Below are 23915 nucleotides of genomic sequence, written 5' to 3' on the forward strand. Positions count from 1 at the left end.
TTCGGCGGGCTTATTCAAACTAGGGACCCAGTCTCTAGGGCGTCTTCGGTTTTCGTCCCCTATCTGATTCGAGTGAATTGAGATGAACGAACCACTTCATAGGTCTCTAGGACTGACCGACGAAGAGGCCGAAGGCATTCATAGGATCTTGGATCGTGCACCCAATCATCTGGAATTAGCGATGTATGCGGTGATGTGGTCGGAGCACTGTTCGTACAAGTCATCGCGACTGCATCTGGCCCGACTGCCAACCGAGGCGCCGTGGGTTCTAGTCGGCCCGGGAGAAAATGCCGGGGTAATCGACGTCGGCGACGGCATTGCGGCCGCTATCCGTATCGAGAGCCACAATCATCCGTCCGCAATTGAGCCCTATCAGGGGGCTGCCACCGGAGTTGGCGGCATTCTTCGTGACATCTTCACCATGGGCGCCCGCCCTATTGCGCTGATGGATTCGCTGAGATTCGGTCGTTCCGATGATCCTCGCAGCCGCTGGATCGCCGAAGGGGTGGTGTCGGGCATCTCTGGATACGGCAACGCTGTAGGAGTGCCGACGGTGGGCGGAGAAACAGTCTTCGATGAGACCTATACCGGTAATCCGCTGGTGAATGTTCTGTGCCTTGGATTGATGCCAGCTGACCGGCTGGTGCTAGGCCGGGCCAGCGGCGAGGGCAACCTGGCAGTGCTGTTGGGCTCGTCGACCGGGCGCGACGGCATTGGAGGGGTGAGCGTGCTGGCGTCGGCTTCCTTTGGCGACGAGGAAGAGGAGGCCAAAAAGCGCCCCAGTGTGCAGGTTGGCGATCCGTTTGAGGAGAAGAGGCTCATCGAGGCCTGCCTGGCCTTGCTGGACGCTGGGCTGGTGGTGGGCATCCAAGATCTCGGAGGCGCTGGACTCACTTGCGCCACCAGCGAGACCGCTTCTCGGGGCGGAGTGGGTATGGATGTGGACGTTGCTGCCGTCCCCCGCCGAGAGCCGGGCATGGAGGCCTTTGAAGTGCTCACCAGCGAGTCCCAAGAGCGGATGCTGGCCATTGTGGCCCCCGACGGACTCGTCGAAGTACTGGCCATCTGCGATCGCTGGGATGTGCAGGCATCAGTGGTTGGCCGGGTTACCGAGGGCGGCCTGCTTCGAGTGCGAGACGGCATCGACGGACCGGTGTTGGGCGAGCTGCCGGCGGCCTCCTTGCACGAGGACGCACCGTTGTATGACCGTCCACGGCATCCACCAGCCGACTGGGAGGAGGCCAGAGCCGACATTGCCGACAATCTGCCGCCGCCGGACGATGTGGCCGCCGATCTGCTGGAGCTATTGGCCGACCCGTCATGGGTCTACCGCCAGTACGATCACATGCTGTTCTGCAACACCGTGGTCGGCCCTGGCGGCGATGCCACCGTGCTGCGACTCAAGCATCCTTCTACTGGCGCCGACACCGGCCGGGGTTTGGCCCTGACTGCCGACGGCAACCACCGCTGGTGCGCAGTCGACCCCCGAGCCGGAACCGCAATGACTGTGGCGGAGGCAGTGCTCAACCTGGCCTGCGTGGGTGCTCACCCGCTGGCCCTGGTCAACTGCTTGAACTTCGGCAATCCCGAGCATCCCGAGGTGATGTGGCAGTTCTCTGAGGCGGTGGATGGGATGGCCGAGGCGTGCGACGCCTTCGGCATTCCAGTGGTGGGTGGCAACGTGAGCCTCTACAACGAGTCGGTCGGCCACAACATCGATCCGACGCCGGTGATCGGCCTGCTGGGGGTGATCGACAGTTTGACCCGGATTCCTCCCGGCCTGGCCTGGGGCGACGGCGACCGGGTGATCGTTCTGGGCTCCGGAGGCGCTGAGCTGTCGGGGTCGCAGTGGGCTGCAACATCGGCTGGCCACAAGCGGGGTGTTCTGCCTGCTCTGGACTACGACCAGCATCGACGGGTGGCCGGCCTGGTGGCTGGCTTGGTGGCCAACGGCCTGCTCTCGGCGGTCCATGACGTGTCGAGCGGAGGGCTGGGAGTAGCTCTGGCCGAGATGGCCGCCGTTTCTGGGGTGGGCTTTCGGGGTGCCCGCATCCACAGCCATGCGGAACTCTTCAGCGAGGCCCCGTCCCGGGTGGTGGCGGCGGTGGACGCTGAGCTGCTTCCCGAGGTGGAAGCCGCAGCTACTGCGAACGGGGTGTCAGTCGCCCGCATCGGCTTGGCCACCGGCGATCGCCTCTCCATCAAGGGGTTGCTCGATTTGGATATGTGTGCGATAGCCGAACGATGGTGCTCAGCCATGCCAGACTTAAGCAGTGGCTGATCCCATGGATGACTCCCCCCGGGAGGCCTGCGGGGTTGTCGGCATCTATGCCCCCCATGATCCCGTCGCCCATCTGAATTATCTGGCCCTTTACGCCTTGCAGCACCGGGGCCAGGAGTCGGCCGGTATCGCGGTGAGCGATGGCGATAACATCACCGTGGTCAAAGACATGGGCCTGGTGGCCACTGTGTTCGACGACCGTACGCTGGTGACACTCGATGGTCATCTGGGCATCGGCCACACCCGCTATTCCACTGCGGGATCCAGCTCCTGGCATAACGCCCAGCCTGTCTTTCGCAGCACTGCCGACCACCAGTTCGTGTTGGGTCACAACGGCAACCTCACCAATACCGCGAAACTTGCTGAGGAGACCTCGATTCTGCCCGGGATGGTCGGTTCGGACAGCGACCTGATTGCCGAGCTGCTGGCCATCGAGATCTCGTCCATGTCCTCGTCAATCCGATCCCAGGACAAGGTCCTCGAGCGGGCATTGCAGGCGGTGTTGCCCCGGCTGGAGGGGGCTTTCTCGCTGGTGCTGGCCGACGAGGAGCGGGTGATAGGTGTCCGGGATCCCAACGGGTTCCGCCCCCTGTGTTTGGGCCGGCTGGAGCGGGGCTGGGTGCTGGCGTCGGAGACCCCGGCGCTCGACATCGTGGGCGCCCACTTCCTGCGGGAGTTGGCGCCTGGCGAGATGGTGGTCATCAACGGCGACGGAGTGCGGTCGTCCCGGCCGTTTCCGGAAGAACGAGTGGATCCCCGCCTGTGCATCTTCGAGTTCGTGTACTTCTCCCGCCCCGACTCGGTGATCTACGGCCAGAGCGTCCACCACGCCCGGGTGCGCATGGGCGAGAAACTGGCCGAGCAGTCCCCGGTGGAGGCCGACCTGGTGATGGGCGTGCCCGAGTCGGGGCTTCCGGCGGCTGAGGGTTTCTCAAGGGCCAGCGGCATTCCCTACGGCCAGGGCTTGGTCAAAAACCGCTACATCGGACGGACATTCATCGCCCCGAGCCAGCAGATGCGCTCTATGGGAGTGCGCATGAAGCTGAACCCCCTGCGCGACAGCATCGAGGGCAACCGATTGGTGGTGGTGGACGATTCCATAGTGCGAGGGACCACCACCAGGGCTTTGGTGGCCATGTTGCGGGAAGCGGGCGCCGCCGAGGTTCATCTTCGCATCAGTTCGCCGCCCTACCGCTGGCCCTGCTACTTCGGCATGGACACCGGCGACCGCACCGAGCTGGTGGCCGCACATCTCAGCGTGGCCGAGATGTGCGATTACGTGGGCGCCGACACGCTGGCGTTCATCGACATCGAGGGTCTGACCGAGGCCACCGGGGCGGTGGGCGCCGGCTTCTGCAACGCCTGCCTTACCGGCGACTACCCGGTGGAGGTGCCGGTCGCACCACCCGGTTCGATCGCCTACCGGCGCGGCGCGGCCCAGTTCGCCGACGCCCAAGACGAGCTCGCGCCGTCGCTTTGGGCCACAGGCGATGGGTGAGACTTACGGCTCCTCGGGGGTGGACATCGCCGCCGGCGAGGAGGCGGTGCGGCGCATCAAAGAGCATGTGCGCTCGACGTTTCGCCCTGAGGCCATCGGCGACATCGGCGGGTTCGGCGGGCTGTTCGACTTCAGCCGCCACGGCCACAAGAAGCCGGTGCTGGTGTCAACCACCGACGGGGTGGGCACCAAGGCTCATGTGGCCTCGGCGACTGGTCGATTCAACACCATTGGCATCGACCTGGTGGCCATGTGCGTGGACGATCTGGTGTGCCAGGGGGCCGAACCGCTGTTCTTCTTGGACTACATATCGGTGCAAAAGCTCGATCCCAGCCACATTGAGCAGCTTGTGGTGGGGGTGGTGGAGGGCTGCCGCCAAGCGGGCTGCGCGCTCATCGGCGGAGAGATGGCCGAGCATCCCGCGGAGGAACCCGATGAAGAATTCGAGCTAGTGGGATTCGCGGTGGGAGTGGTTGAGCGGGCGCGGCTCATAACCGGGGCCGGCGTGCGCCCCGGCGACACGCTGATCGGTCTGCCGTCTCCGGGGTTGCGGTGCAACGGCTACTCCCTGGCCCGGCGGCTCTATTTCGAAGTTGCGCAGCGGCGCCTAGACGACCCTTCTTGGGAAGGCAGCGCCCACTCTGTGGCCGACGAGTTGTTGCTGCCCTCGGTCATCTATGCCCCCGCGGTGCGAGACATGCTGGCCAAGGTGGAGGCTCAGGCCATCGCCCATATCACCGGCGGCGGCATTTCCGGCAACTTGTCAAGAGTGCTGCCCGAAAAGGTCGACGCGGTGGTAGACCGTGGCGGTTGGGAGCAGCCTCGGGTGTTCGCGGAATTGCAGCGGATCGGCGAGGTGGACGACGAGGAGATGGCCCGGGTATTCAATCTCGGTCTGGGCATGGTGGTTGTGGTGCGTGACAAAGATGCCACCAAGGCCATAGACCTGTTGCGGACCGGAGGGCATCGGGCCACGGTGGTGGGCGAGATCGAAAAAGGCGACGGCCAGGTACGACTCGTGGGCGAGCCTGGCTTGGCCGACTGAAACAGCGCTGAATCAGCGGGCCCTCAACACCACCCGACAAGGATCGGCGGCGCGGGCCACCCCGCCGATTTGGTCGGGGCGGGGCCTAGCCTCTTCGAACCGGGGTTCTAGGTCGTAGGCGTCGAACAGCCGCTCGATCACCCGTCCCATGGCCGTGACCGAGAAGGGCCGGGCCGGGCAGGCGTGAGGGCCGACGCCGAAGGTGATTACCAACTCGGAGGGCAAGCCCGGGGGCGACACCAGGCGGGGACCTCGCCATCGGTCGGGGTCGTAGCAGTCGAGGCCGGGACCGGCATCCATGTTGGTGAGCGGCAAAAACGTGGCCAAGGTGGCGCCGGGCGACACCTGGTAAGTATTCGCTCCGTCGTCGATGGCCACAGGCTCGAGCACCGTGCGCAACATGATGGACCGCTGGCCTATCCGGGTCGATTCCAGAGCGCAGCGGGAAACGAGGTCGTGGTCGGCGCCCTGCCGGGACCTCACTCGAGCCAGCACATCGGGATGCTCCACCAGATGGACCAGCGACCATCCCAGCGCCGCGAACAGGTTGGACATAGATCCGAGGTGTACCAAGATCACGTCTCGGGCTATTCCGGTCAGCCGCTCTGGTTCGGGGGCGTCAGCCCACCGCTCCAGGATCATGTCCAGCAAGTCGCCCACCGGGTTGCCGCGAGCTGCGATGGACTCCGCCATTATCTCCCCGGCCTTGGCCATGGCCTCCCTCTCGGCGGCCTTGCCCGTCTGGGCCACTTCCCGCATCCGGGTGGGGGCAACGAACGCCTCCGAACCGTCGAGCACGTCCAATGCCTCGATCAGCTCCTCGAAGCGGTCCGAGCCCAGCACCTCGCGCCCACCCCAACTAGCCAGGCCCATGCGGTGGCCGAGACGGCGGCTGAAGTCGAACAGGTCGATTTCCGCTCCATCGTGCAGCTCTGAGAACTGCAAGGTGATGGCCTCTTCCAGCGCATCGAGGTAGCCGGCCACGTTGGGCCGGGTGAACAGCTCGTGGGGAAGGGTGCGCCGTCCGTCGAACAGCTCGTCGGGCAGCTTGCGGACCAGCATCTTCCAGTCGGCTATGCCCTTGCTGGCCTGCTGCTCGGGGACCGCGTAGAAGTCGCGCAGCCCTGTCGGCGAGAACAGGAACAGATAGCGATCCTCGCCGCCTTCCACCACGAACGTGTCCCCGCAGGTGGCTCTGGCTGCGCCGATGGCGGCCACTGTGTCGCTGACCGGTCCATCCCAGGGCAGGACGCAGTCGGCCACTGTGGGCATCGGTGTGATCAGGGGCAGTTCGGTCATGGGCGTGTTTCCTATCGGATTCTCCCAAGCATCGCGCGCAAAGCCTATTGTCAACCCGATGCCGCTCACTCCCTCAGACGAATATCTCCATGCCCCGCCCCCCGATAGCGATGCCCTGTGGAGCGACAACTTCTGGTTCTCGGTGTGCGACCAGCAAGCCGACGTGTATGGCATCAACCACATCCACGCCAGCCAGTCGCACGGTTATCTGCGGGCCAGCGCGTTCTACGTGATCGACGGGGTGCCGGTGCAGTGGGCTTCCCGCCAGCCGCTCGGAGCTGAGCTTGAGTTCACGGTGCTGGGCGATGGCCGGGTGTCTTACTCTGTGGAAGAGCCGTTCGCCCGCTACCGCTGGCAGCTCGACGCCCCCCGCTTCGGCTTCGACCTGACCTTTGAGGATCGCTTCGGGGTGTTCGACTACAACGACTGCTTCGGCGGGAATCCGCTGGGGGCTTACGAGGGCTATGGCGGCCACTATGAGCAGGCGCTTGAGTGCCGGGGCGAGTTCGAGGCTCGGGGCGGGCCTCGGGCAGGGGAGCGCCGGGCAATCGAGTGCTGGTCGCACCGTGACCACTCCTGGACCCATCGATTTGAGCGGCCCGGCCCTTGGGACGTGCGCCATCGCCGCACCCAGGCCGAGTCGTGGGGCCACTTCTGGCCGTCGGTGCAGCTTCCCGACCGCCATCTGAACTCATTTGGCTGGATGAGCCCCACGCAGCCGTTGCCCGACGGCGCTCCACCGGTGGGCGGCTGGATCGGCGACGCTCAGGGCACTCGCGCGCTGGCGTCGGCTACTTGTGTGCCCCGCCTAGAGGAAGACCAGCGCACGGCCATGGCCTTCGACATGACCTTCGAGACGACCGACGGCGAGGTGCTCACCGTGCGCACCGGGCGAAAGCACGCCCACACCCGCAACGGGCTCATGCGGGATGAGAACGACGCCGAAGTGCGGCTGGACTGCCACGAGCCTTTCTTCGACTTCGAGGTGCTAGAGACCGGCGAGCGGGGCTACGGGGTGGTGGAGTACTCGATCCACCCGCCCTGGCCCCGATATCGGTACTGAGCTAGCCATGAGTGCCGCCCTCATTGGAATGGCTTTGCGCTCATGAAGTGGGGCATCCACCTGCCCCAGCTTGGCCGGGCTGCCTCTTTAGATCTGCTGATTGAGATAGCCAAGCGGGCCGAGGCCGCCGGCTTCAGCGATGTGTGGACCGCTGACCACGTGGCCGTGCCGGTCGATCTGGAGGGGATGCCTTCGTTCTTCCCCGAGCCGGTGCCGCTGCTCTCCGCGGTGGCCGCCCACACCCAGCGGGTAGGACTCGGGACATCTGTGCTGATCCCCGCCTATCGCAACCCCATGCAGTTCGCCAAGCAATGGGCCACCCTCGACTGGCTTGCACCAGGCCGCACCCTTCTGGGCGTGGGGGCCGGGTGGCTGGAGCCCGAGTTCGAGGCCTGCGGCGTGCCCATGGTCAATCGAGCCCAACGGCTCGACGACTACCTCGACGGTTGGCAAGCCGCTTGGTCGGGGGCCACCGAATACGAGAGCGAGCACTTCAGCTTCACCGGCGTGCGAGTCAACCCCCAGCCCGCAGCGCCCATCCCGATTTGGATCGGCGGCTCGTCGCCCGGCGCCCTCCGCCGGGCCGCCCGCTGCGACGGCTGGATGGGCACATGGGCCCCACCGGAGGTATTCGCCGACCGCCTGGCTGTATTGAGAGCTGAGCAAGATCGACCAGGTCGTGCTCCCGAAGAAACCACCATCTCCATCCACATGGAACTCCGCCTCGGCGACCCGCTAGACAGCGCCGGCCGCTGGTCCGTAGTGGGCGACGGCTACGGCGACCGGGAAATGGTGATCGGCGACGTCGACTACGTTGCCGAAACTCTGGCCCCCTACATCGAAGCCGGCCTAGAGCACGTGCTGCTCGTCCCCCTGGCCCTCTCCACCGAAGAGTGGCACCATCATGTCGAAGAGCTGGCTGGTTTGATCGGCTAGTTCTCTGTCAGGACGACTGAATGTCTCGGCATCGAACGGTCCAGCGCTTGTTAAATGATACTAATAATGATATCATTTTTTTTTGTGGATGTGGAAGGTCTGGTTGATGCGTTCCGCAAGAATCCAAAGGGGGTGCGATTTGCTGATCTGGTCAAAGTGTGTGACCGGTATTTCGGCCAACCCCGCCAGTCGGGCGGCAGTCACCGGGTGTATCGCATGCCATGGGCAGGGGACCCGAGGGTGGACATTCAGAATCGCAAAGGAATGGTCAAGCCATATCAGGTAAGGCAAGTTCTCAAGGCCATAGAGAAATTGGAGGCAGGCGATGAGTGATCGCTACACGTATCGCGTGACGTGGTCGGCTGAGGACGAAGAGCATGTGGGGCTGTGCTTGGAATTCCCCTCGTTGAGCTGGCTGGCACCGGTACCGGAAGAAGCATTCTCTGGAATCCGTGAGCTTGTGCACGATGCTCTGACGGACATATTGGCCAATGACGAGACGCCGCCAGAACCACTGGCTGATCGGGCGTATAGCGGCAAGTTCGTGGTGCGCATCCCACCAGATATCCATCGAGATCTGGTGATCCGCGCTGCGGAGAACGGCGTCAGCCTCAACCGCTTAGTGAGTTCACTGCTAGCTGACTAAGCGCTCTAGACGCTTCGGGTTTGCGCCTGGGCGGTGACGAGGTCGAACAAGGTGAACAGCCGCCACATGCCGTCTTCTCGTTCGGTGAAGCTGGCCTTGCGGGCCCGTAGCTCCCGAAGCTGCTGGAGCAGTTGTACCAATTGCCGAAGCTCGCCATAATTGGGCGCGGCCATTGGGCCACAGGGGGCAGCGGTAGATGTCAATTGACGATTTTCTCGTAGACCGGGACCCCACTACTTGGTCGGCGCCAGCCGGGTTTCCTTTGTCACTGATACCTGCGGGGGTATTCGTTCAGCAAGCTCCCAGCGGGCTGGAGGTGACGCTGGTCCGGGCGTCAAGCAAGCCCCGGACTGCCGACCTTAGCGAGGCGTGGTCGAAGCGGCGGGCGGGGCGGGCCAGTCCGGTGCTTCTTGTGGCGTTCTATCCCACTTCCGAGGGCCAGCGCGTGTCGCTGTGCGGGCCGGTGGGGGAGCCTCCGGTGGTTCACCACGACATCGAGGTGTCGCAGGCCGAGCGTCTGGCTGATGTTGCCCTTGGGGAGCCCAGCCACCATGCCGCCACTCGATTCTTACTGGCGACGATGCCTGAGTTGGAATCCCCCTTCCCGGGGTTGCGCAACGTAGGCCTTTTGGCCACCCAGGAGCTCAAAGCCGGGGTGCCCGAGCGGAGTGACTGGGCGGAAGCCACCCGCCATGCCTTGCCTCTGTTGGGCCGCCGGGGCCGCCGGCTGGTGGAGGGGCTGGGCTTTCACATCCAATCGCTGGCCACCAATGCCTCCATGCTCACCATCGGGGGCCGCAATCACGCCGTGGCCGTGTTCTGCGACGAAGACGAGCCCTTCGAAGCGCCGTCGAGTCGGTTCGACAGCACGTCGCCGGTGTCTCGGGCGCTGGCTCTGGCCTATGAGCACCGGGTGGATTGGGTGATCCTCACCCGGTCGTCCGAGATCCGGCTCTACGCCGCCCGCCCCGACACCGGTGTCGGGCGGAAGGGTCGGGCCGAGACCTTCGTGGAGCTGAACCTGTCACTGGTACCCGACCACCTGGCCGGCTACCTCCACTTGCTGTTCTCAGCCGAGGCACTGGCCGACAACGGCACAATTGAGCAGATTCTCGAGCGGTCGAACGACTTTGTCGCCGAATTGGCCGTGCGGCTGCGAGAGCGGGTGTATCACCAAACAGTGCCGGCCCTGGCCCGAGCGGTGGCTGCCCGGCTTCGCGGCTTTGGGTCAGCTGATTATGCCGCGGGGGGGGGGGGGGTTCCCAGCCTGGCAGTGATCTGAGCGAAGTCCATCTGGCCGATGCCTACGAGCAGGTCATGGTGATCTTGTTCCGGCTGTTGTTTGTGGCCTACGCCGAAGACAAAGACCTGCTGCCCTACCGCACCAACGGCCGCTACGCCGACCATTCCCTGTCGCGTGTTGCCCGGCAGCTCGCTGAAGACCGCCGGCGAGGCCGAGACAGCTATGACGAGCGGGCCAGCGACTTGTGGGACGACGTGAACCAGCTTTGGGATGCTGTGAACCTCGGCAACCGCGACTGGGGCGTGCCCGCCTACAACGGCGGGTTGTTTTCCGCTGATTCCGAGGTGAGCCTGTCGGGGGCGGCTATTGGCGACATAAAGCTCACCAACGCCGAGTTCGGTCCCGCGCTTTCGGCCGTGTTGGTGGACGAGGGGCCGGAGGGATTGGGTCCGGTGGACTTCCGGTCGCTGTCGGTGCGGGAGTTCGGCACCATCTACGAGGGCTTGTTGGAGTCGAAGCTGTCGGTGGCCCAAGACGACCTGGCCGTCAAAGTTGTCAAGGGCAAAGAGCAGTACGTGCCTGCGGCAGACGACGACGACGTGGAGGTAGAGGCCGGAGCGGTGTACTTCCACAACCGCTCCGGGGTGCGCAAGGCCACCGGCTCTTATTTCACCAAGCCCTTCGCCGTCGAGCACCTGCTGGACAACGCCCTTGAGCCTGCGCTCGACGACCACATCGCCCGGTTGGACGAACTACGGGAACGCGGCGACGACGCCGCACTGGCCGAGACATTCTTCGACTTCCGCTGTGCCGACATCGCCATGGGATCAGCACACTTCCTGGTGGCAGCAGTCGACCGCATCGAAGCCCGCCTGTCGGCTTGGCTCACTCTGCACCCTGTACCTGCCGTAACCGCAGAGCTCAACCGCCTGCGTGAAACCGCCCTTGAGGCATTGGGGGAGCTGGCCAACGGCGTCGAGATCGAATCCAGCTCCCTGCTGCGCCGCCAAGTAGCCCGCCACTGTGTCTACGGCGTGGACAAAAACCGCGTCGCCGTCGAACTGGCCCGCCTCGCCATCTGGGTCCACACCTTCGTCCCTGGCCTCCCCCTGTCGTTCCTTGACCACAACCTGGTCCAAGGCGACAGCCTGACGGGAGTGGGCACCCTCGACGAGGTGGTCGCCGCGTTCGAACCTGATGCCGACCCTTATGCCCCGAGCCTATTCCGAAGCCAGATTACTGCCATGCTCGACGATGCTGCTTCGGCGCTGAGTCGCTTGGCCCACACTTCTGATGCCACGAAACGCGAGATCGACGAGGCTCGCGACGCACATCACGAGGCACAAGACGCGGTTAAAGGGGCGAGAGCCCTGTTCGACGTGGTAACCGCTCACCGCGCAGAGAAGTGCGCGCTGCCCGAGAACTTCGATCCTGCTGTGTTTGAGAGGTTGGCTGCAACAGCTGCGGTTGCTGAAACAGTCAAAATCCTTGAACCCGTTCACTTTCCCGCTGCGTTCCCCGAGGTGTTTCTGCGAGAGCGTCCCGGTTTTGACTGCTTGATGGGCAATCCTCCTTGGGAGCAAGTGGTAGTCCAGGAGCACGTTTGGTGGGGAACGCATTTGCCTGGCATCCGCAGCTTGCCCATCAACCGTATGAATGATGCGATTGAGCGGTTTCGGCGAACCCGACCTGACTTGGAGTCGGAATTCGAGTTGGAGTTGGCGCTAGCAGAGGAGATGCGAACGGTCTTGCGGAATGCCTTTCCAGGGCTTGGGTCAGGCCGGACGGACTACTACCAGGTGTTCGCTTGGGCGAACTTGAACCTGGCCTCTGAGGGTGGGCGCATTGGGTTAGTCCTTCCCCACACAGCAGTGAACGCCGACGGAATGGCAGCCTGGCGGAACCGCGCCATCGGATTGGGGGGGGGGGGTGTCCAGCCTGTTGCGGCTCTCGGTGGCAACGGTCCTCAATCACAAGGGCTGGGTGTTCGAGGGGGTCCACAATTCCTACACGGTGGCGCTGGTGGGGGTCACGAAGTGTTCTCCACAGCAACTTGCCTCAACACAAGGCAATGGGCCTTCGACGGCGTGGACGGACGCTACACAGTCACCCTCATCGCTGCCCGCAAGCTCAACCCTCGAACCGGGCCAAGGGGGTGGCTTTGAGGGAGACCCAGACGAACCGTATGTAGCCATATACCCAGGTCCGGCCAGTTCGCTGGCCCAGTTCCGCGATCTGGTAGACGGCAAGCCCGAATTAGTGCGGGTCTCCGAGTTCGCCCGTTGGTCCACCACTGCATCGTTTCCCCAGCTTCCCAACCGGTCGGCAATTCGAGTGTGGCGCAAGATGAAGCAGCACACTCGGCTTGATGGTGCCGACATGCCAGATTCCTCTTTCTCTCTCTCGGAGAAAGAGGCAGTGGCGGGCCAGACCGATACAGGGCGACCTCAACGCCACGACCGACAAGCACCGCCTCATTCTCGACAGTGGAGAGTCCGCCCACATCGGGAACTCGACGCCACGACCGACAAGCACAGGTTCGTCCTCGACGGTGGAGAGTCCGCCCGTTCGCCGAACTCCACGCCACCGCCGACAAGGCAAAACTCATCCTCGACGAGGGCAGGGTAGCCATGAGCAGTGAGGGCAACCGGTGGCTGGTCTACAAAGGCGCCTCGTTCGACCTGTGGAACCCCGACACCGGCGTCTACTACGCCTCAGTCGACGCCGAGGAGATCACTCACCACCTCCAACAGAAGCGACAGCGCCAGCACAGAACATCCAAGTCGCCGTTTACAGAGTTCGCCACAGAGCACATCGATGCCTCCGCTTGAGCATCCCCCCTTTGGCCGGTCACCTCGATTAGGAGGTATCCATGTCATTGATGGAAAAGGAGAGGCCGCCGGGCAGGTCCAGGCGGCGTTTCACCAAGGAGTTCAAGGCTGACGCGGTGGCGTTGGTGTTGGACGGGGAAAGGCCGGTCGCCCATGTGGCCCATGATCTGGGTATCGGGGCGACGAGTTTGGGGAACTGGGTTCGCCAGGCCCGCGTCGACCGTGGGGAGAAGCCGGGTTTGACGACCGAGGAGCGCTCTGAGCTGGTGCGGTTGCGCCGGGAGAACTCGAAGCTGCGGATGGAGCGTGAGTTGCTCAAACGAGCGACGGCCTTCTGGGTGCAGGAGTCGGGCCAGTGACCCGCTATTTGTGGGTCGCTGCCCGGAGGGCCGAGGGGTTCCCGACCACAGCCGCGTGCCAGACAGCCGGCGTGAGCCGCCAGGCGTTCTATGACTGGTCCGCCCGCCACAAGGCGGGGCCCTCACCAGCCGAGCTGGCCGAGGCCGAGCTGGTCGCCGCGATACGCCGTGTCCACGTGGACTCCGGCGGGGCGTACGGGTCGCCGAGGGTGACCGCGGAGCTGCGCCGCCAGGGCCGGCGGGTGAACCCCAAGCGCGTCTGCCGGCTCATGCGGCTCCACGGGATCTGCGGCATCCACAAACGCCGCAAGCCCCGCTGGAACGGAACTGGAGGCACCCGCCCGGCGCCGGCCGATCTGGTGCGCCGCGACTTCCGGCCCGGCCCCCCGGATCGTGTGTGGGCCGGCGACATCACCTACATCCCCACCGGCCAGGGGTGGCTCTATCTGGCCGTCGTGTTGGACCTCGGGTCCAGACGGGCGGTCGGATACTCCATGGCCCCGCACATGTCCGCCCAACTGGTCATCGACGCGCTGGACACAGCCGCCGCCTCCAGAAGCGGCCGCACCGCAGGGGTGATATTCCACTCCGACAGGGGCCCGCAATATCTCAGCGGCGATTTCGCCTCGGCGCTGGCCCGCCACGGCATGAGCCAATCCGCAGGCCGGGTGGCAACTTGCTGGGACAACAGCGTCGCCGAGTCGTTCTTCTCATCCCTCAAAAGAGAACTCGTCACACAGACCCGGTTCTCCAGCCGAGACCAGGCCCGCCGAGAGATCTTCGCCTGGATCGGCCGCTACAACACACACCGGATCCACTCCACCCTCGACTACCGAACACCGACAGAATGGGAGAAACACCACCGGCAACGACTAGACCAAGCCGCATAAAACAAGTGTCCAGCCAACAGGGGGAAGCTCAGCTACCTTGCCCTGCCTTAGGCCGCGTATTGCCTTCCGCGACATAACCAATAGCACCAATACCCGCTCCGTGGTCACCGCCTTTGTGCCAGGCGAGGTCGTCATAACCAATCAAGCCCCATATTTGTTGTGGCCAAAAGGCAACGAGGTTGACCAGGCGTTTCTACTTGGTGTGCTCTCATCAATGATCTTGGATTGGTATGACCGCCGGGTTGTTGAACTCCATCTGAATTTCCATATTTTCAATAGCTTCCCTATTCCCGACCCAGGCGAAAGCCATCCAGTCCGGGAACGCGTCGTCGAGATCGCCGGGCGGCTTGCGGCGGTGGATGAGCGGTTTGCGGAGTGGGCGGTAGAGGTGGGGGTGCCGGTTGGGTCGGCCAATGATGAGGCTGTCAAGCAAGATCTCATCTGCGAGCTCGACGCCTGCGTCGCCAACCTCTACGGCCTCGACGAGGACGACTTGGCCGTGGTCTACGAGACCTTCAGCGAAACCGTCGACTACTCCGACCGACTCGCCGCCGTCCTCACCCACTTCAGGAATCTGCATGACGGGGCTTGAGAAGCCTGAGCTGGCCGTCAACAGGGGGCAGCAGACGGTGGCGGTGGCGCTGAACGGGTTCATCTCCCATGCCGCGACCGGGTTTGTGGGCGGGGCCTGTTTGGACATCGCCACTGCCTATTTCAACGTGGGCGGCTATTCGCTCTTGGCCGATGCGCTGGATCAAGCCACTGGTGTGCGCTTGCTATTGGGGGCAGAGCCGACCCCGCCGGAGAGCCGTCGGCGGGCGCTGCGGTCCGAGTCGGCCAATCCCCAGCGGGCGGCCCGCACCCGATTGCGCCAGGCTTTGGAAGGCCACGAGCACAACCTGTTGGTGGAGCGGGATCATCTCGGCTTCACATTTGAGGTCGATGCCGCCACCCGCCGGCTGGTTAGGTGGCTGCGCTCGGAGAATGTTCAGGTGCGCCGCCTGGAAGGGCGGTTCTTGCACGGCAAGGCCTTCCTGGTGAGCGATCGCTCCCACGGGGTGGTGGCCGGGTCGTCCAACTTCACCTATGCCGGGCTGGCCACCAACCTGGAGCTGAATCTGGGCAACTACTCCCCCCATGTGGTGGGCCAGGTGCAGGAGTGGTTCGAGGAGCTGTGGTCTGAGGCCGAGGAGTACGACTTGGCCTCGCTTTTTGAAGCCCGCTTTGAGCCCCACGCTCCCCAGCTCGCGTATCTGCGGATGCTGTGGGAGTTCTACGGCGAAGAACTGGAGGCCGAAGCCGCTGCCGAGGGTGCGCCGCAGATCCATCTCACTTCTTTCCAGTCAGACGGTCTATGGCGAGCCCGGCGCATCTTGGAGGAGCGCAACGGCGTCCTCGTTGCCGACGAGGTCGGGTTGGGCAAGACATTTCTGGCCGGGGAGTTGATCCGGGAGGCGGCGCTGGACCGCCGACAGCGAGTGCTGGTGATCGCACCGGCCACGCTGCGCGACGGGCCATGGAAGGCGTTCATTTCTGAGCACCTGTTGCCCGTGGAACTGGTGTCTTACGAAGACCTCATGGCCGACCGCCGCCTGAACCCCGAGCACGCTGACGCCATCAAGCTGAGAGCCGAAATCAACGACTACGCGATGGTGGTGATCGACGAGGCCCACAACCTGCGCAACCCCGGCACCCAGCGGGCCTACGCGCTGCGCTGGCTATTGGCCGGTTCGCCGCCCAAGAAGCTGGTGATGCTCACCGCCACCCCGGTCAACAACAGCCTTTGGGACTTGTTCCACCTGCTGGGCTACTTCCTGCGCAACGATGCTGCCTTTGCCGACGCCGGCATCCGCTCGCTGCGCGACCACTTCGCCATGGCAATGGCCCTCAACCCCGACGACCTCACCCCCGAGCACCTGTTCGATGTGCTCGACGCCGTGGCGGTTCGCCGCACACGGGCTTTCGTAAAGCGCTTCTACCCCAACGACACCATCAAGGTCGGTGGGCAGGACCGGCAGATCGTCTTTCCCACTCCCCGGGTCCACAGGGTGGACTACAACCTCGACGATGTTATGCCCGGCTTCTTCGACCGGTTTGCCCATGCGCTCGACTCCGACACAGGCGTCGAAGACCCCAGCGTCCTCACCATGGCCCGGTACTCACCGTCACAGTTCCGCCTGGACCAAGCAGAAGAAGCCTACGAGAAGCAACTCGCCGGGCTGCTGCGATCAGGGCTGTTGAAGCGATTCGAGTCGTCCCCGTATGCCTTCGCCGAGACCTGCGAGCGGATGGCCAACAGCCACGATGCCTTCTTGTCGCTGCTTGACAACGGACGGGTGGCTACCGGCGAAGCGCTAGCAGACTGGATCGCCACCGACTCCGACGAGATGGACGAAGAGCAGGTGGACACCTTCTTAGACGGCATAGTCGGGGTAAGCGATGACGCCGCCCAATACGACGTTGACCGCCTGCGGGAGTACGCAGGCCGGGACCGGAGCCTGTTGAGGTCGTTCGCGGCTGAGGCCCGGACTGTGGCCCGGCAAGACGACCCCAATCTGGCTGTTCTGGTGGAGGAACTGGCCGCCATCGCCGCCGAGGCGGCCGTCGAGGGAATCGGCGACCACGACATGCGCAACCGCCGAAAGGTGCTCATCTTCAGCTACTACGCCGACACCGTGGATTGGGTGTACGAGCACCTGGTAGAGATGGCCAAATCGGACGAGCGGCTGGCGCCCTATCGGGGGCGCATTGCCTCTCTGGCCGGCGCTTCCGGCACCGAGAGCAAGGAGAGCGCGCTGTGGGGGTTCGCTCCGCTCACCACCGACGCGCCCGCAGATGCCGAAGACCGCTTCGACATCGTGGTCACCACCGACGTGCTGGCCGAAGGGGTCAACCTCCAGCAAGCCCGCCACATCATCAACTACGACCTGCCCTGGAATCCGATGCGGCTGGTCCAGCGCCACGGCCGTATCGACCGGATCGGCTCTCACCACGCCGAGGTATTCCTGCGCTGCGTGTTCCCCGACGACCGCCTAGACGACCTGCTCGGCCTCGAAGAGCGTCTGCACCGCAAGATCGCCCAAGCCGCCGCCAGCATGGGCGTGGGCGAGGTGCTGCCCGACCAGGCTGCCCAGGCAGAGATCAACTTCACCGAGACCCGAGAGGAGATCGAGCGACTCCGTAACGAGAACCCTGAGCTCTTCGAGCGAGGGGGCACTGCCCGGGGAGTGCTTTCCGGTGAGCAGTTCCGTCAAGAGTTGCGCCAAGCGTTGGAAGATGGCGACCTAGCCGAACAGATCAAGTCCCTCCCCTGGGGCTCCGGCTCAGGCATGGCCGTAGCCACTCCAGATGGCAAACCGGGCTACGTGTTCTGCGCCCGAGTCGGGGATCACTCCAGACCGATATTCCGCTTCGTGGAGACCGGCGCCGATGCCGATGCCGCCGTAATCGACGAAACCCTGGCTTGCCTCGACAAAGCCCGCCCCCCAGCCGGTTTCGACACTCCCCGCCAACTAGACGACGCCACCATCCAGGGTGCCTTTCCCGCATGGGAGACCGCCCGAGCCCACATTGTCGAGGGGTGGAACGCCATGTCCGACCCGGCCAACCTCCAACCCAAGGTCGCTCCCCGGCTCCGCCGCGCCGCCGAGATTCTCCGCGAGCGCCCACCCTCCGAACTCAACCAAGACGAGGTCGACCGCGCCATCGACACCATCGACGCTCCCTACCCCGAACGCACCATCCGCACTTTCCAAGCCGCCATCACCAGCACCGAAGACCCAACCGAGCAAGCCGAGAAGATCCTTGAAGTAATCCGTTCTCTCGGCCTAGAGCCCTACATCCCCCCCGACCCCCTCCCCGAAATCCGCCCCGAAGACGTCCACCTAGTCACCTGGCTGGCCCTCATCTGATGGGCGAGGCAAGGTGCCGAGATCATTGTTCTGTGTGGGGGTTATGGTCTGGATGTGACTAGGCCAGACGGGGGATATTCGGTGGGGGGCTCTGCGGATGGTCGTGGGCGATCGAGGGTGAAGAAGGTCAAGGGCGCGGCAACGAAGGTCGGTCGGCGGGGGTTGGCGAATGTGGCGGGGGTTGGGATGGTGACGGCTTGGCGGGTTCGGGCTGGAGGAAGGGCTGCTCTGGATGGCACCAAAGAGCGGGCTGGGCAGGTGTTGACGGCTGCGCAGGCGTTGGTGGCGAGCGACTTGTCTGGTGGCCTCAACAAGCTGGTTGCTGCCGGGGTGAAGGGGGCACCGACGGTCTACGACAAGGCGATGGATGCCAACTATCTCGATCCGGCGCTGCGACCGGGCCTGGGCGGCAGTTATCACCGTCTGTTCGACGGGGGCCATACCATTGCTGGGGCGGCCAGGGCCGCGAGAGGGGTTTCTGCCGACGACACGGTGGTGCAGGAGGCGTTGGGAACGGTCAAGGCGCTGCTTCGAGATGCGTCCACTCCCCGAGGGCTGCCGCTGGCCACTTGGGACAAGTCCACCTTCGATTCGGTGTCGGGCGCTTTGGAGTCGAAGTTCGGGATCCCTAAGGCCTGGTTCTACGAGCTGAACACCTACGACACAGCCGACCTTTTCGGAGCGGCCATCGGAGTCGTGTCGGTGATCTATCGGTGGAACAGCGCCGACACCGAGGAGTTCGCCGGGCTCGCTTCGGCTATCGGGACATCGGCCGCAGTGAGCGCGAACCCCTTGCTGATGGTGGTCTCGGTGGTGGCCATGGCCCGGGCCTATAACAAGGCCAGCAGCGCTGAGGAGTTCGCCGAGTTGGTCGACGGAAGCTTCAAGGGTGCGGCGACGTCGGGTGCGAGCCTGGCTGCCGTCGCGGTGGCTGGCTCAGCCGGTGCCTCCGCTGGGCTAGCGCTGTTGGTCGGCGTGACCGTCGGTGTTCTCGCCTACAAGGTCAGTGACAAAGTGAGCTTGGTCGCCGTCGTCCGCTTCACCAAAGGCCAAGCAGCCGCAATCTTGGACACCACCAAAGGGGCAGTCCAACGCTCCTGAGGGATGGACGCTGCCCAGGATTGCCCGTTGCGACGCTACGCACTACTAGCGGGAGGCTGTGCGGCGTTAATGTAGGGCTTGCTCTACTTGGGGCTCGGCTCTTGTTCCAGCAGTTCTGCGACAGCGGCTTCTACGCTTTCGGGGCATCCAGGTACTGCTGTTTGGGCCAGCAGGGCGTCTAGGGGCAGACAGCGGAGGGCCCAGCGTCGGGCGTCGAAGTCCAATAGGCGCCCGTTCAACAGCCGGTTGGCCACCAGCAGGGAATCGCGGGGCAGGCGGATGTCGGCGGGATCGGGACCAGACCAGAACAGATGCCACAAGTCAGCAGGCAGGGTCTCGGGGCAAGCAGCCCTGGTGCTCCGGCGAAGCATGGGCAGATACCCGCGTAGCTTGTCGAATGGGCCGAACTGCACAAGCTTCCAGCGCAAGACGCGCCGGTTCCGATGCTTCCAGGGGACATCGACGATGGCGGAGTCGACGTAACCGTCGTCCTCCAAGCACCGCAGAGCTCTTTGTGCGCTGCGACGGGTGATTCCCCCGGCGTCGGCCACCACCGCCGAGTCGGCGCCCCCCAGATATGAGCGCAGCGCGGTGAGCACCAGCACCTCCGACTCGGTGATCTCTGGCCGCGGATGGGGTGGCAACTCGACGGCCAACTCCTCGGGCGGGGTAGGGGGCGTAAGCCAGCGGTCGACTCCCTCAGGAACGGTTGAGTCGTGTTCCGACAGCCCAGAAATCCAGTCCAGCTCAGGGCATCGGTTGGATTCGCGGCGGCGAGTCGGGCGGGGATCGCCGGGCGATTCGGTTATGCGGGCCGCGACCAGCTCAGGTCGGTCATAGGGGCTGACCCGGCTGCCGCAAACCGAGCGAATCCCGTCCGCAACCGACTTGGCCGCTCCTGAGGAGACCCCTCCTAGCCGGCTGAGCTCTCCCGGCCCTACCGTGAACGGGCCATTGGAGGTAAGGACCGCGCCGACTGCCCATGCCCTCAGCGGCGCATGGCCCTTAGCCAGCATCGTCCCGGTGCGTACGCTGTAGCGGCGCCGGCACCGCCCGCACCATCTCCTCATGGCGGCATCGGGAGATCGACTCTGCGCCTCGGCCCCGCACCGGGGGCAGACCGGGCCATCGGGCCAACGTGCCCTCTCCAAGAACTCGGTTGCCGCCCCTTCGTCCCGATAGGCGCGGTGGGCAGCGTCAACCGGAACCGCATACCGGTAGCGCAACGACGATCCTGCCACTGCCAAAACACTACCCTCGACCAGCGACACTTGCGCCGCTAACTAAAGGTCGTGTCGCTAACTCGACACTAACTGGGGCACAGCGGCCCAGCCTCCGTCCTCGGGGGGAGGGATTAGGTGGTGGGGGGTGGTGGCTTGGGCGGCGTGGCTGTCGGTTATGGCGATGCTGATGGAGGCGGCGTCTAGTAGCTCTAGGTCGTTTATGCCGTCGCCGACGGCGGCGAAGTGGAATAGGTGGCCTGTCCACCGGCAGAAGGCCTCGACGCCGGACACTTTGGACACACCGGGGGGCGACACCGTCAGCCGGCTTCCCCTGTAGAGAGGGTCGGGCTCGTCGACACGGGCGACCCCCAGCGCCTGGGCATGGACCGCCTTAGCCGCCCGGTGTGCCAAATCCGAGGACAGACCGGTCAGCACCAGCTCCAGCACATCGGCCTCCACGTCAGCGGGGCCGAGGGCATGGGCGGCGTCTTCTTCGAGGAACTCCAAGTGGGCCTGAGCCGAGGTTGGGTTCTCGGGGATAACCACGTCGCCTCCGGGGTTGCCGCGGTCATCGATGTAGAGGCAAGGTCGGACGCCGTGGGCATCGAGGATGCCCAGCAGCTCCCATAGCCCAGCAGGGTCGAAGGCGACACGGTGGAAGCGCTCTTTGGTGGCAAAGTCCATCCCTATCGATCCATCGAGGGCCACCGCGGGCAGCTCGAGGCTGTTCATGGCGAACAACCGGGCAATGTTGCGCAACCGGCGCCCAGTGGCCGCCAACACGACATGACCCGCCGACTCCAGCTCGGCGAGTGCCTCCAGATGGGCCGGAGGAGCGACGCAGTCCAAGCCCCAGAACGTCCGGTCGAGGTCGGTAACAACCAGCATTGTCCGCAGCCGCCGGCAGGGAGTTCAGTCGCCCGGTTTGAAGCGACGCAAAATGTCGGAGCGGACCCGCCACCGGGATAGTTGGCGGACCAGAGCCGGTGGAGTTACGGGTTGGTTGCTGGGATCGGGGGCCACAGTGATGACGTCGGTGCGGCCGCGGTAGGGCTGGTCGTCTTCGCCGCGGCCCGACCACACCACCATCTGCGGAAAGGCGATGGTGATGCCCGCGGCGGCAAAGCTCTGGTGTACCGACAGAATCACGTCGTGGCGGGCAGCCAGCTCGGTGGGCACATCGCTGCCGTGCCAGTAGTACAGCGTGAAGTCGATGCTGGACGACCCGAAACGGGTCAAAAGCGCTTGCGCCGGCGGCTCGGCGTTTACCCGCTCTACCTGCCCGAGTGCTTCCGTCAGGCACTCGGTGGCCGCTTGGAGGTTGGTGTCGTAGGCCACGCCAACCTCCAGCTCGCTGCGCCGCAAATCCTCGTTGGTGAGGTTGATTATGGGCCCGGCGGCCACCTCGCTGTTGGGAACCCGCACCGCCGCCCCGTCGAGCCCCCGCAGCACGGTGGTGCGGGAGTCGATGTCGGTGGCGACGCCCAGGTGATCTCCCAAAAGCACTGTGTCGCCCACTCGGAAGGGACGACGGGCCTGAAGGATCAGCCCGGAGAAGAAGTTCTCCACCAGCTTCTGCAACGCCAGGGCCAGAACCAACCCGCCCAGCCCGATGGCGCCGATCAGCGGCCCTACCTGCACCCCCAGGCTGGTGAGCGCGTAGAACAGCCCGATCAGGAAAAGGAGGTAGGCGGCCAGCCTCGCGGTCACGATGGCGGCGAAGCCCGGCCCCACCACGTGGGTCAGCACCCTCCGCACCAGTCGGGCGACCACCACCGCCACAACAATCGTGGCTGCAACGATGATCCCGGCCTGCACCCAGTCGGACAACGTCAGGGATTCGTCGATGATCGAGTCGTCAGACGACTGCGCCAGCAGGTCGGCTGTGGCCAAGACGGTCATCGGAGGGCCGTTCGCACGAGGGGGTCAGTGGTCACCGGCCCCTCATGTTAGTGGTGCGGGCGATTCAGCAGCAGGCTGGCGGCTTGGGCGCAGGGCATGCCGATCTCCACGCCGGCGGCTGTAGCGGCGGCGTTGGCCGCGGAGATGATGCCGTCGTGGTAGTGGGACAGCCCACTGCCCATGCGGGCCCGGCGGGCGTCCACGGTGGCGCCGGCTAAGCCGTCGGCCTCCACGATGTAGAGCCCGGCCATGCCGGAGTCGTCCATGCCCCGGCCGCCGTCTGAGCAAATGAAGCCGAACGGGCGGCAGCGGCGTAGGTAGGGCACAGCAGAGCGGCCGGTGTGGCCGGCGGTGACCAGCACGTTGCGGTCGGTGTCGTCTGTGATGCCAAAGGCGATGGAGTCGGCCGCCACCACACAGCGACCGTCGGGGGCAGTCTCCATCACCGTGCGGTTGGTTATCTCCGACGCCACCGCAGCCGCTGGGTCGTTGTCCAACAGAACCGCTGAGGCGTCTCGCACCGACATGCCCGCAGTCACCCCGCAGTCCAAAGCCAGCTGGTTGACAAAGCTGATCACCCCGTGGTTGTAGAGATGCACCCCGTCGCCCAGATGGGCGGTCATCACATCGGCCACCGCTGCGGGGATGCCCAGCGCTTCCAGGTACCACAGCCCGGCGATGGCCGATCCCTCCGGCCCCACCCCGCAGTCCATGCCGATGGCGGCACGGGGACGGTGTTCGGCGATGAACCGGGCGGGCAGCACGCCGCAATACGACGAGTTGACGCACACGTCGCGCCCCCGGTTGGCCTCGTCCACGTCGTAGGCCGAGTCCATGCACATAACCCGGTCCCGAGCCGAGGCCAGCACCTCGGTCTGCTTGTCGGCCTCAGGGCTCATCGGGCGGTCCTCGGTGGGAACTGCGGTCGGCGCTTCTCCATGAACGCGGTGGCCCCCTCGATCATGTCGGGCGACCCAATGGCCTGGGCCAGCATCCCCAGCCCCGAGGCCATGTTGTCCCGCAGCTGGTTCCAATACACGTTGGAGCTGATCTTGGCCGCCTCCAGGTAACGGGGGCTCATCTTCAACAGCTCGTCGCACCAGCGCCCCACCTCGTCTTCCAGCTCCTCGTCGGGCACCACCGCGTTGATCCACCCCATGTCGCAAGCCTGCTCAGCGGTGTATTTGCGGCACAGAAAGGCCACCTCTTTGGCCTTCTTCTCCCCGATGGTCATGGCCAAAAGGTTGGTGCCCCCAAGCACCGGGGCGCTGCCCACCTTCACGCCGGTCTGGCCCAGCTCAGCCGAGGCCGCGGCGATGGCGAAGTCGCACGCCACCACCAGCTCGTTGCCGCCCCCGAATGCCGGGCCGTTGACAGCCGCGATAACCGGCATGGGGGCGTTGCGAATGGCGTCGAACAGCTCGAGGGAGCCGTAGAACATCGTCCGCAGCTCATAGAAATTCGCCTCGGCCAGGTTGGCCAGATAACCCCCGGCGCAGAACGCCCGGCCCTGGCCGGTGATAACCACCACCCCGGCATCGACGTGCTCCCGGAAAGCGGCGATGATCTCGTCGATGGTGTTGCGGTCATAGGAGTTCAACCGCTCCGGCCGGTTCAGACGCAGCCACAAGATTCGGTCATGTCGCTCCACGATGATGTCGCTCACGGTGGTCCCCCTGTCTTAGAA

Annotated in this window: 22 protein-coding genes; 15 read left to right on the forward strand and 7 right to left on the reverse strand. The window is 64.8% G+C overall.

Features of this window, described 5'->3' with window-relative positions; genetic code table 11:
• The first annotated feature begins 82 nt into the window (after positions 1-82).
• The 3 genes from purL to purM are packed head-to-tail and all read left to right on the forward strand — an operon-like array spanning position 83 to position 4824.
• Positions 83-2281, forward strand: coding sequence for a phosphoribosylformylglycinamidine synthase subunit PurL (gene purL / locus ACOOGG_RS10855; RefSeq protein ID WP_420435106.1), 2199 nt, complete (start codon positions 83-85; stop codon positions 2279-2281).
• Complete coding sequence (gene purF / locus ACOOGG_RS10860; RefSeq protein WP_420435107.1) at positions 2274-3779, forward strand: amidophosphoribosyltransferase; 1506 nt, start codon at positions 2274-2276, stop codon at positions 3777-3779. Before purL ends, purF begins: the two co-directional genes overlap by 8 nt.
• A complete protein-coding gene (purM, locus tag ACOOGG_RS10865; RefSeq protein WP_420435108.1) occupies positions 3772-4824 on the forward strand; it encodes a phosphoribosylformylglycinamidine cyclo-ligase in 1053 nt (350 codons plus the stop codon). Before purF ends, purM begins: the two co-directional genes overlap by 8 nt.
• 12 nt (positions 4825-4836) lie before the next feature.
• On the opposite strand, the gene ACOOGG_RS10870 is transcribed toward purM, so the two are convergent.
• Complete coding sequence (locus tag ACOOGG_RS10870) at positions 4837-6123, reverse strand: cytochrome P450 (protein WP_420435109.1); 1287 nt, start codon at positions 6121-6123, stop codon at positions 4837-4839.
• 58 nt (positions 6124-6181) lie between these two features.
• Here ACOOGG_RS10870 and ACOOGG_RS10875 point away from each other — a divergent pair, with 58 nt between their 5' ends.
• The 4 genes from ACOOGG_RS10875 (at position 6182) to ACOOGG_RS10890 (ending at position 8768) form a co-directional block, all read left to right on the forward strand.
• Complete coding sequence (locus ACOOGG_RS10875) at positions 6182-7186, forward strand: hypothetical protein (RefSeq protein WP_420435110.1); 1005 nt, start codon at positions 6182-6184, stop codon at positions 7184-7186.
• A 42-nt stretch (positions 7187-7228) separates the two neighbouring features.
• Positions 7229-8122 (forward strand): TIGR03619 family F420-dependent LLM class oxidoreductase, encoded by an 894-nt coding sequence (locus ACOOGG_RS10880; protein WP_420435111.1) that lies wholly within the window; start codon positions 7229-7231, stop codon positions 8120-8122.
• Between the two features lie 66 nt (positions 8123-8188).
• Complete coding sequence (locus ACOOGG_RS10885) at positions 8189-8455, forward strand: toxin HicA (protein ID WP_420435112.1); 267 nt, start codon at positions 8189-8191, stop codon at positions 8453-8455.
• On the forward strand, positions 8448-8768 hold the full coding sequence (locus tag ACOOGG_RS10890) for a type II toxin-antitoxin system HicB family antitoxin (protein WP_420435113.1): 321 nt from the start codon (positions 8448-8450) through the stop codon (positions 8766-8768). The genes ACOOGG_RS10885 and ACOOGG_RS10890 overlap by 8 nt, the downstream gene beginning before the upstream one ends.
• A gap of 5 nt (positions 8769-8773) precedes the next feature.
• Here ACOOGG_RS10890 and ACOOGG_RS10895 read toward each other — a convergent pair whose 3' ends face one another.
• Complete coding sequence (locus ACOOGG_RS10895; RefSeq protein WP_420435114.1) at positions 8774-8941, reverse strand: hypothetical protein; 168 nt, start codon at positions 8939-8941, stop codon at positions 8774-8776.
• A gap of 23 nt (positions 8942-8964) precedes the next feature.
• On the opposite strand from ACOOGG_RS10895, the gene ACOOGG_RS10900 reads away from it, so the two are divergent.
• The 8 genes from ACOOGG_RS10900 (at position 8965) to ACOOGG_RS10935 (ending at position 19103) form a co-directional block, all read left to right on the forward strand.
• Positions 8965-10050: a hypothetical protein gene (locus tag ACOOGG_RS10900; RefSeq protein ID WP_420435115.1), complete on the forward strand. Its 1086-nt coding sequence runs from the start codon at positions 8965-8967 to the stop codon at positions 10048-10050.
• A gap of 35 nt (positions 10051-10085) precedes the next feature.
• Positions 10086-12176 (forward strand): Eco57I restriction-modification methylase domain-containing protein, encoded by a 2091-nt coding sequence (locus ACOOGG_RS10905; protein WP_420435116.1) that lies wholly within the window; start codon positions 10086-10088, stop codon positions 12174-12176.
• Between the two features lie 321 nt (positions 12177-12497).
• On the forward strand, positions 12498-12842 hold the full coding sequence (locus tag ACOOGG_RS10910; protein WP_420435117.1) for a hypothetical protein: 345 nt from the start codon (positions 12498-12500) through the stop codon (positions 12840-12842).
• A 41-nt stretch (positions 12843-12883) separates the two neighbouring features.
• On the forward strand, positions 12884-13201 hold the full coding sequence (locus tag ACOOGG_RS10915; protein WP_420433439.1) for a transposase: 318 nt from the start codon (positions 12884-12886) through the stop codon (positions 13199-13201).
• Positions 13198-14091 carry an IS3 family transposase gene (locus tag ACOOGG_RS10920; RefSeq protein WP_420433441.1) on the forward strand — a complete coding sequence of 298 codons (894 nt, stop codon included), beginning with the start codon at positions 13198-13200 and terminating at the stop codon, positions 14089-14091. The genes ACOOGG_RS10915 and ACOOGG_RS10920 overlap by 4 nt, the downstream gene beginning before the upstream one ends.
• 214 nt (positions 14092-14305) lie before the next feature.
• Complete coding sequence (locus ACOOGG_RS10925) at positions 14306-14683, forward strand: hypothetical protein (protein ID WP_420435118.1); 378 nt, start codon at positions 14306-14308, stop codon at positions 14681-14683.
• Complete coding sequence (locus ACOOGG_RS10930) at positions 14670-18002, forward strand: helicase-related protein (RefSeq protein WP_420435119.1); 3333 nt, start codon at positions 14670-14672, stop codon at positions 18000-18002. Before ACOOGG_RS10925 ends, ACOOGG_RS10930 begins: the two co-directional genes overlap by 14 nt.
• Before the next feature lie 117 nt (positions 18003-18119).
• A complete protein-coding gene (locus tag ACOOGG_RS10935; protein ID WP_420435120.1) occupies positions 18120-19103 on the forward strand; it encodes a hypothetical protein in 984 nt (327 codons plus the stop codon).
• Between the two features lie 83 nt (positions 19104-19186).
• Here the strand turns inward: ACOOGG_RS10935 and ACOOGG_RS10940 are convergent, their stop codons facing one another.
• The 5 genes from ACOOGG_RS10940 to ACOOGG_RS10960 are packed head-to-tail and all read right to left on the reverse strand — an operon-like array spanning position 19187 to position 23885.
• Positions 19187-20344 (reverse strand): transposase, encoded by a 1158-nt coding sequence (locus tag ACOOGG_RS10940; RefSeq protein ID WP_420435121.1) that lies wholly within the window; start codon positions 20342-20344, stop codon positions 19187-19189.
• Between the two features lie 57 nt (positions 20345-20401).
• Positions 20402-21214, reverse strand: a complete 813-nt coding sequence (locus tag ACOOGG_RS10945) for an HAD hydrolase family protein (RefSeq protein WP_420435122.1) — start codon at positions 21212-21214, stop codon at positions 20402-20404.
• 24 nt (positions 21215-21238) lie between these two features.
• Entirely contained in the window at positions 21239-22228 is a 990-nt protein-coding gene (locus ACOOGG_RS10950; protein WP_420435123.1) for a mechanosensitive ion channel family protein, read from the reverse strand.
• Positions 22229-22275: 47 nt separating this feature from the next.
• The gene (locus ACOOGG_RS10955) at positions 22276-23127 is read right to left on the reverse strand and encodes a hypothetical protein (protein ID WP_420435124.1); all 852 of its coding nucleotides are present in this window, start codon (positions 23125-23127) and stop codon (positions 22276-22278) included.
• Positions 23124-23885, reverse strand: a complete 762-nt coding sequence (locus ACOOGG_RS10960; protein WP_420435196.1) for an enoyl-CoA hydratase/isomerase family protein — start codon at positions 23883-23885, stop codon at positions 23124-23126. Before ACOOGG_RS10960 ends, ACOOGG_RS10955 begins: the two co-directional genes overlap by 4 nt.
• Between the last annotated feature and the right edge of the window lie 30 nt (positions 23886-23915).

Source organism: Candidatus Poriferisocius sp. (genome assembly GCF_965214065.1).
In the GTDB taxonomy this organism is placed as follows: Bacteria; Actinomycetota; Acidimicrobiia; order Acidimicrobiales; family Bin134; genus Poriferisocius.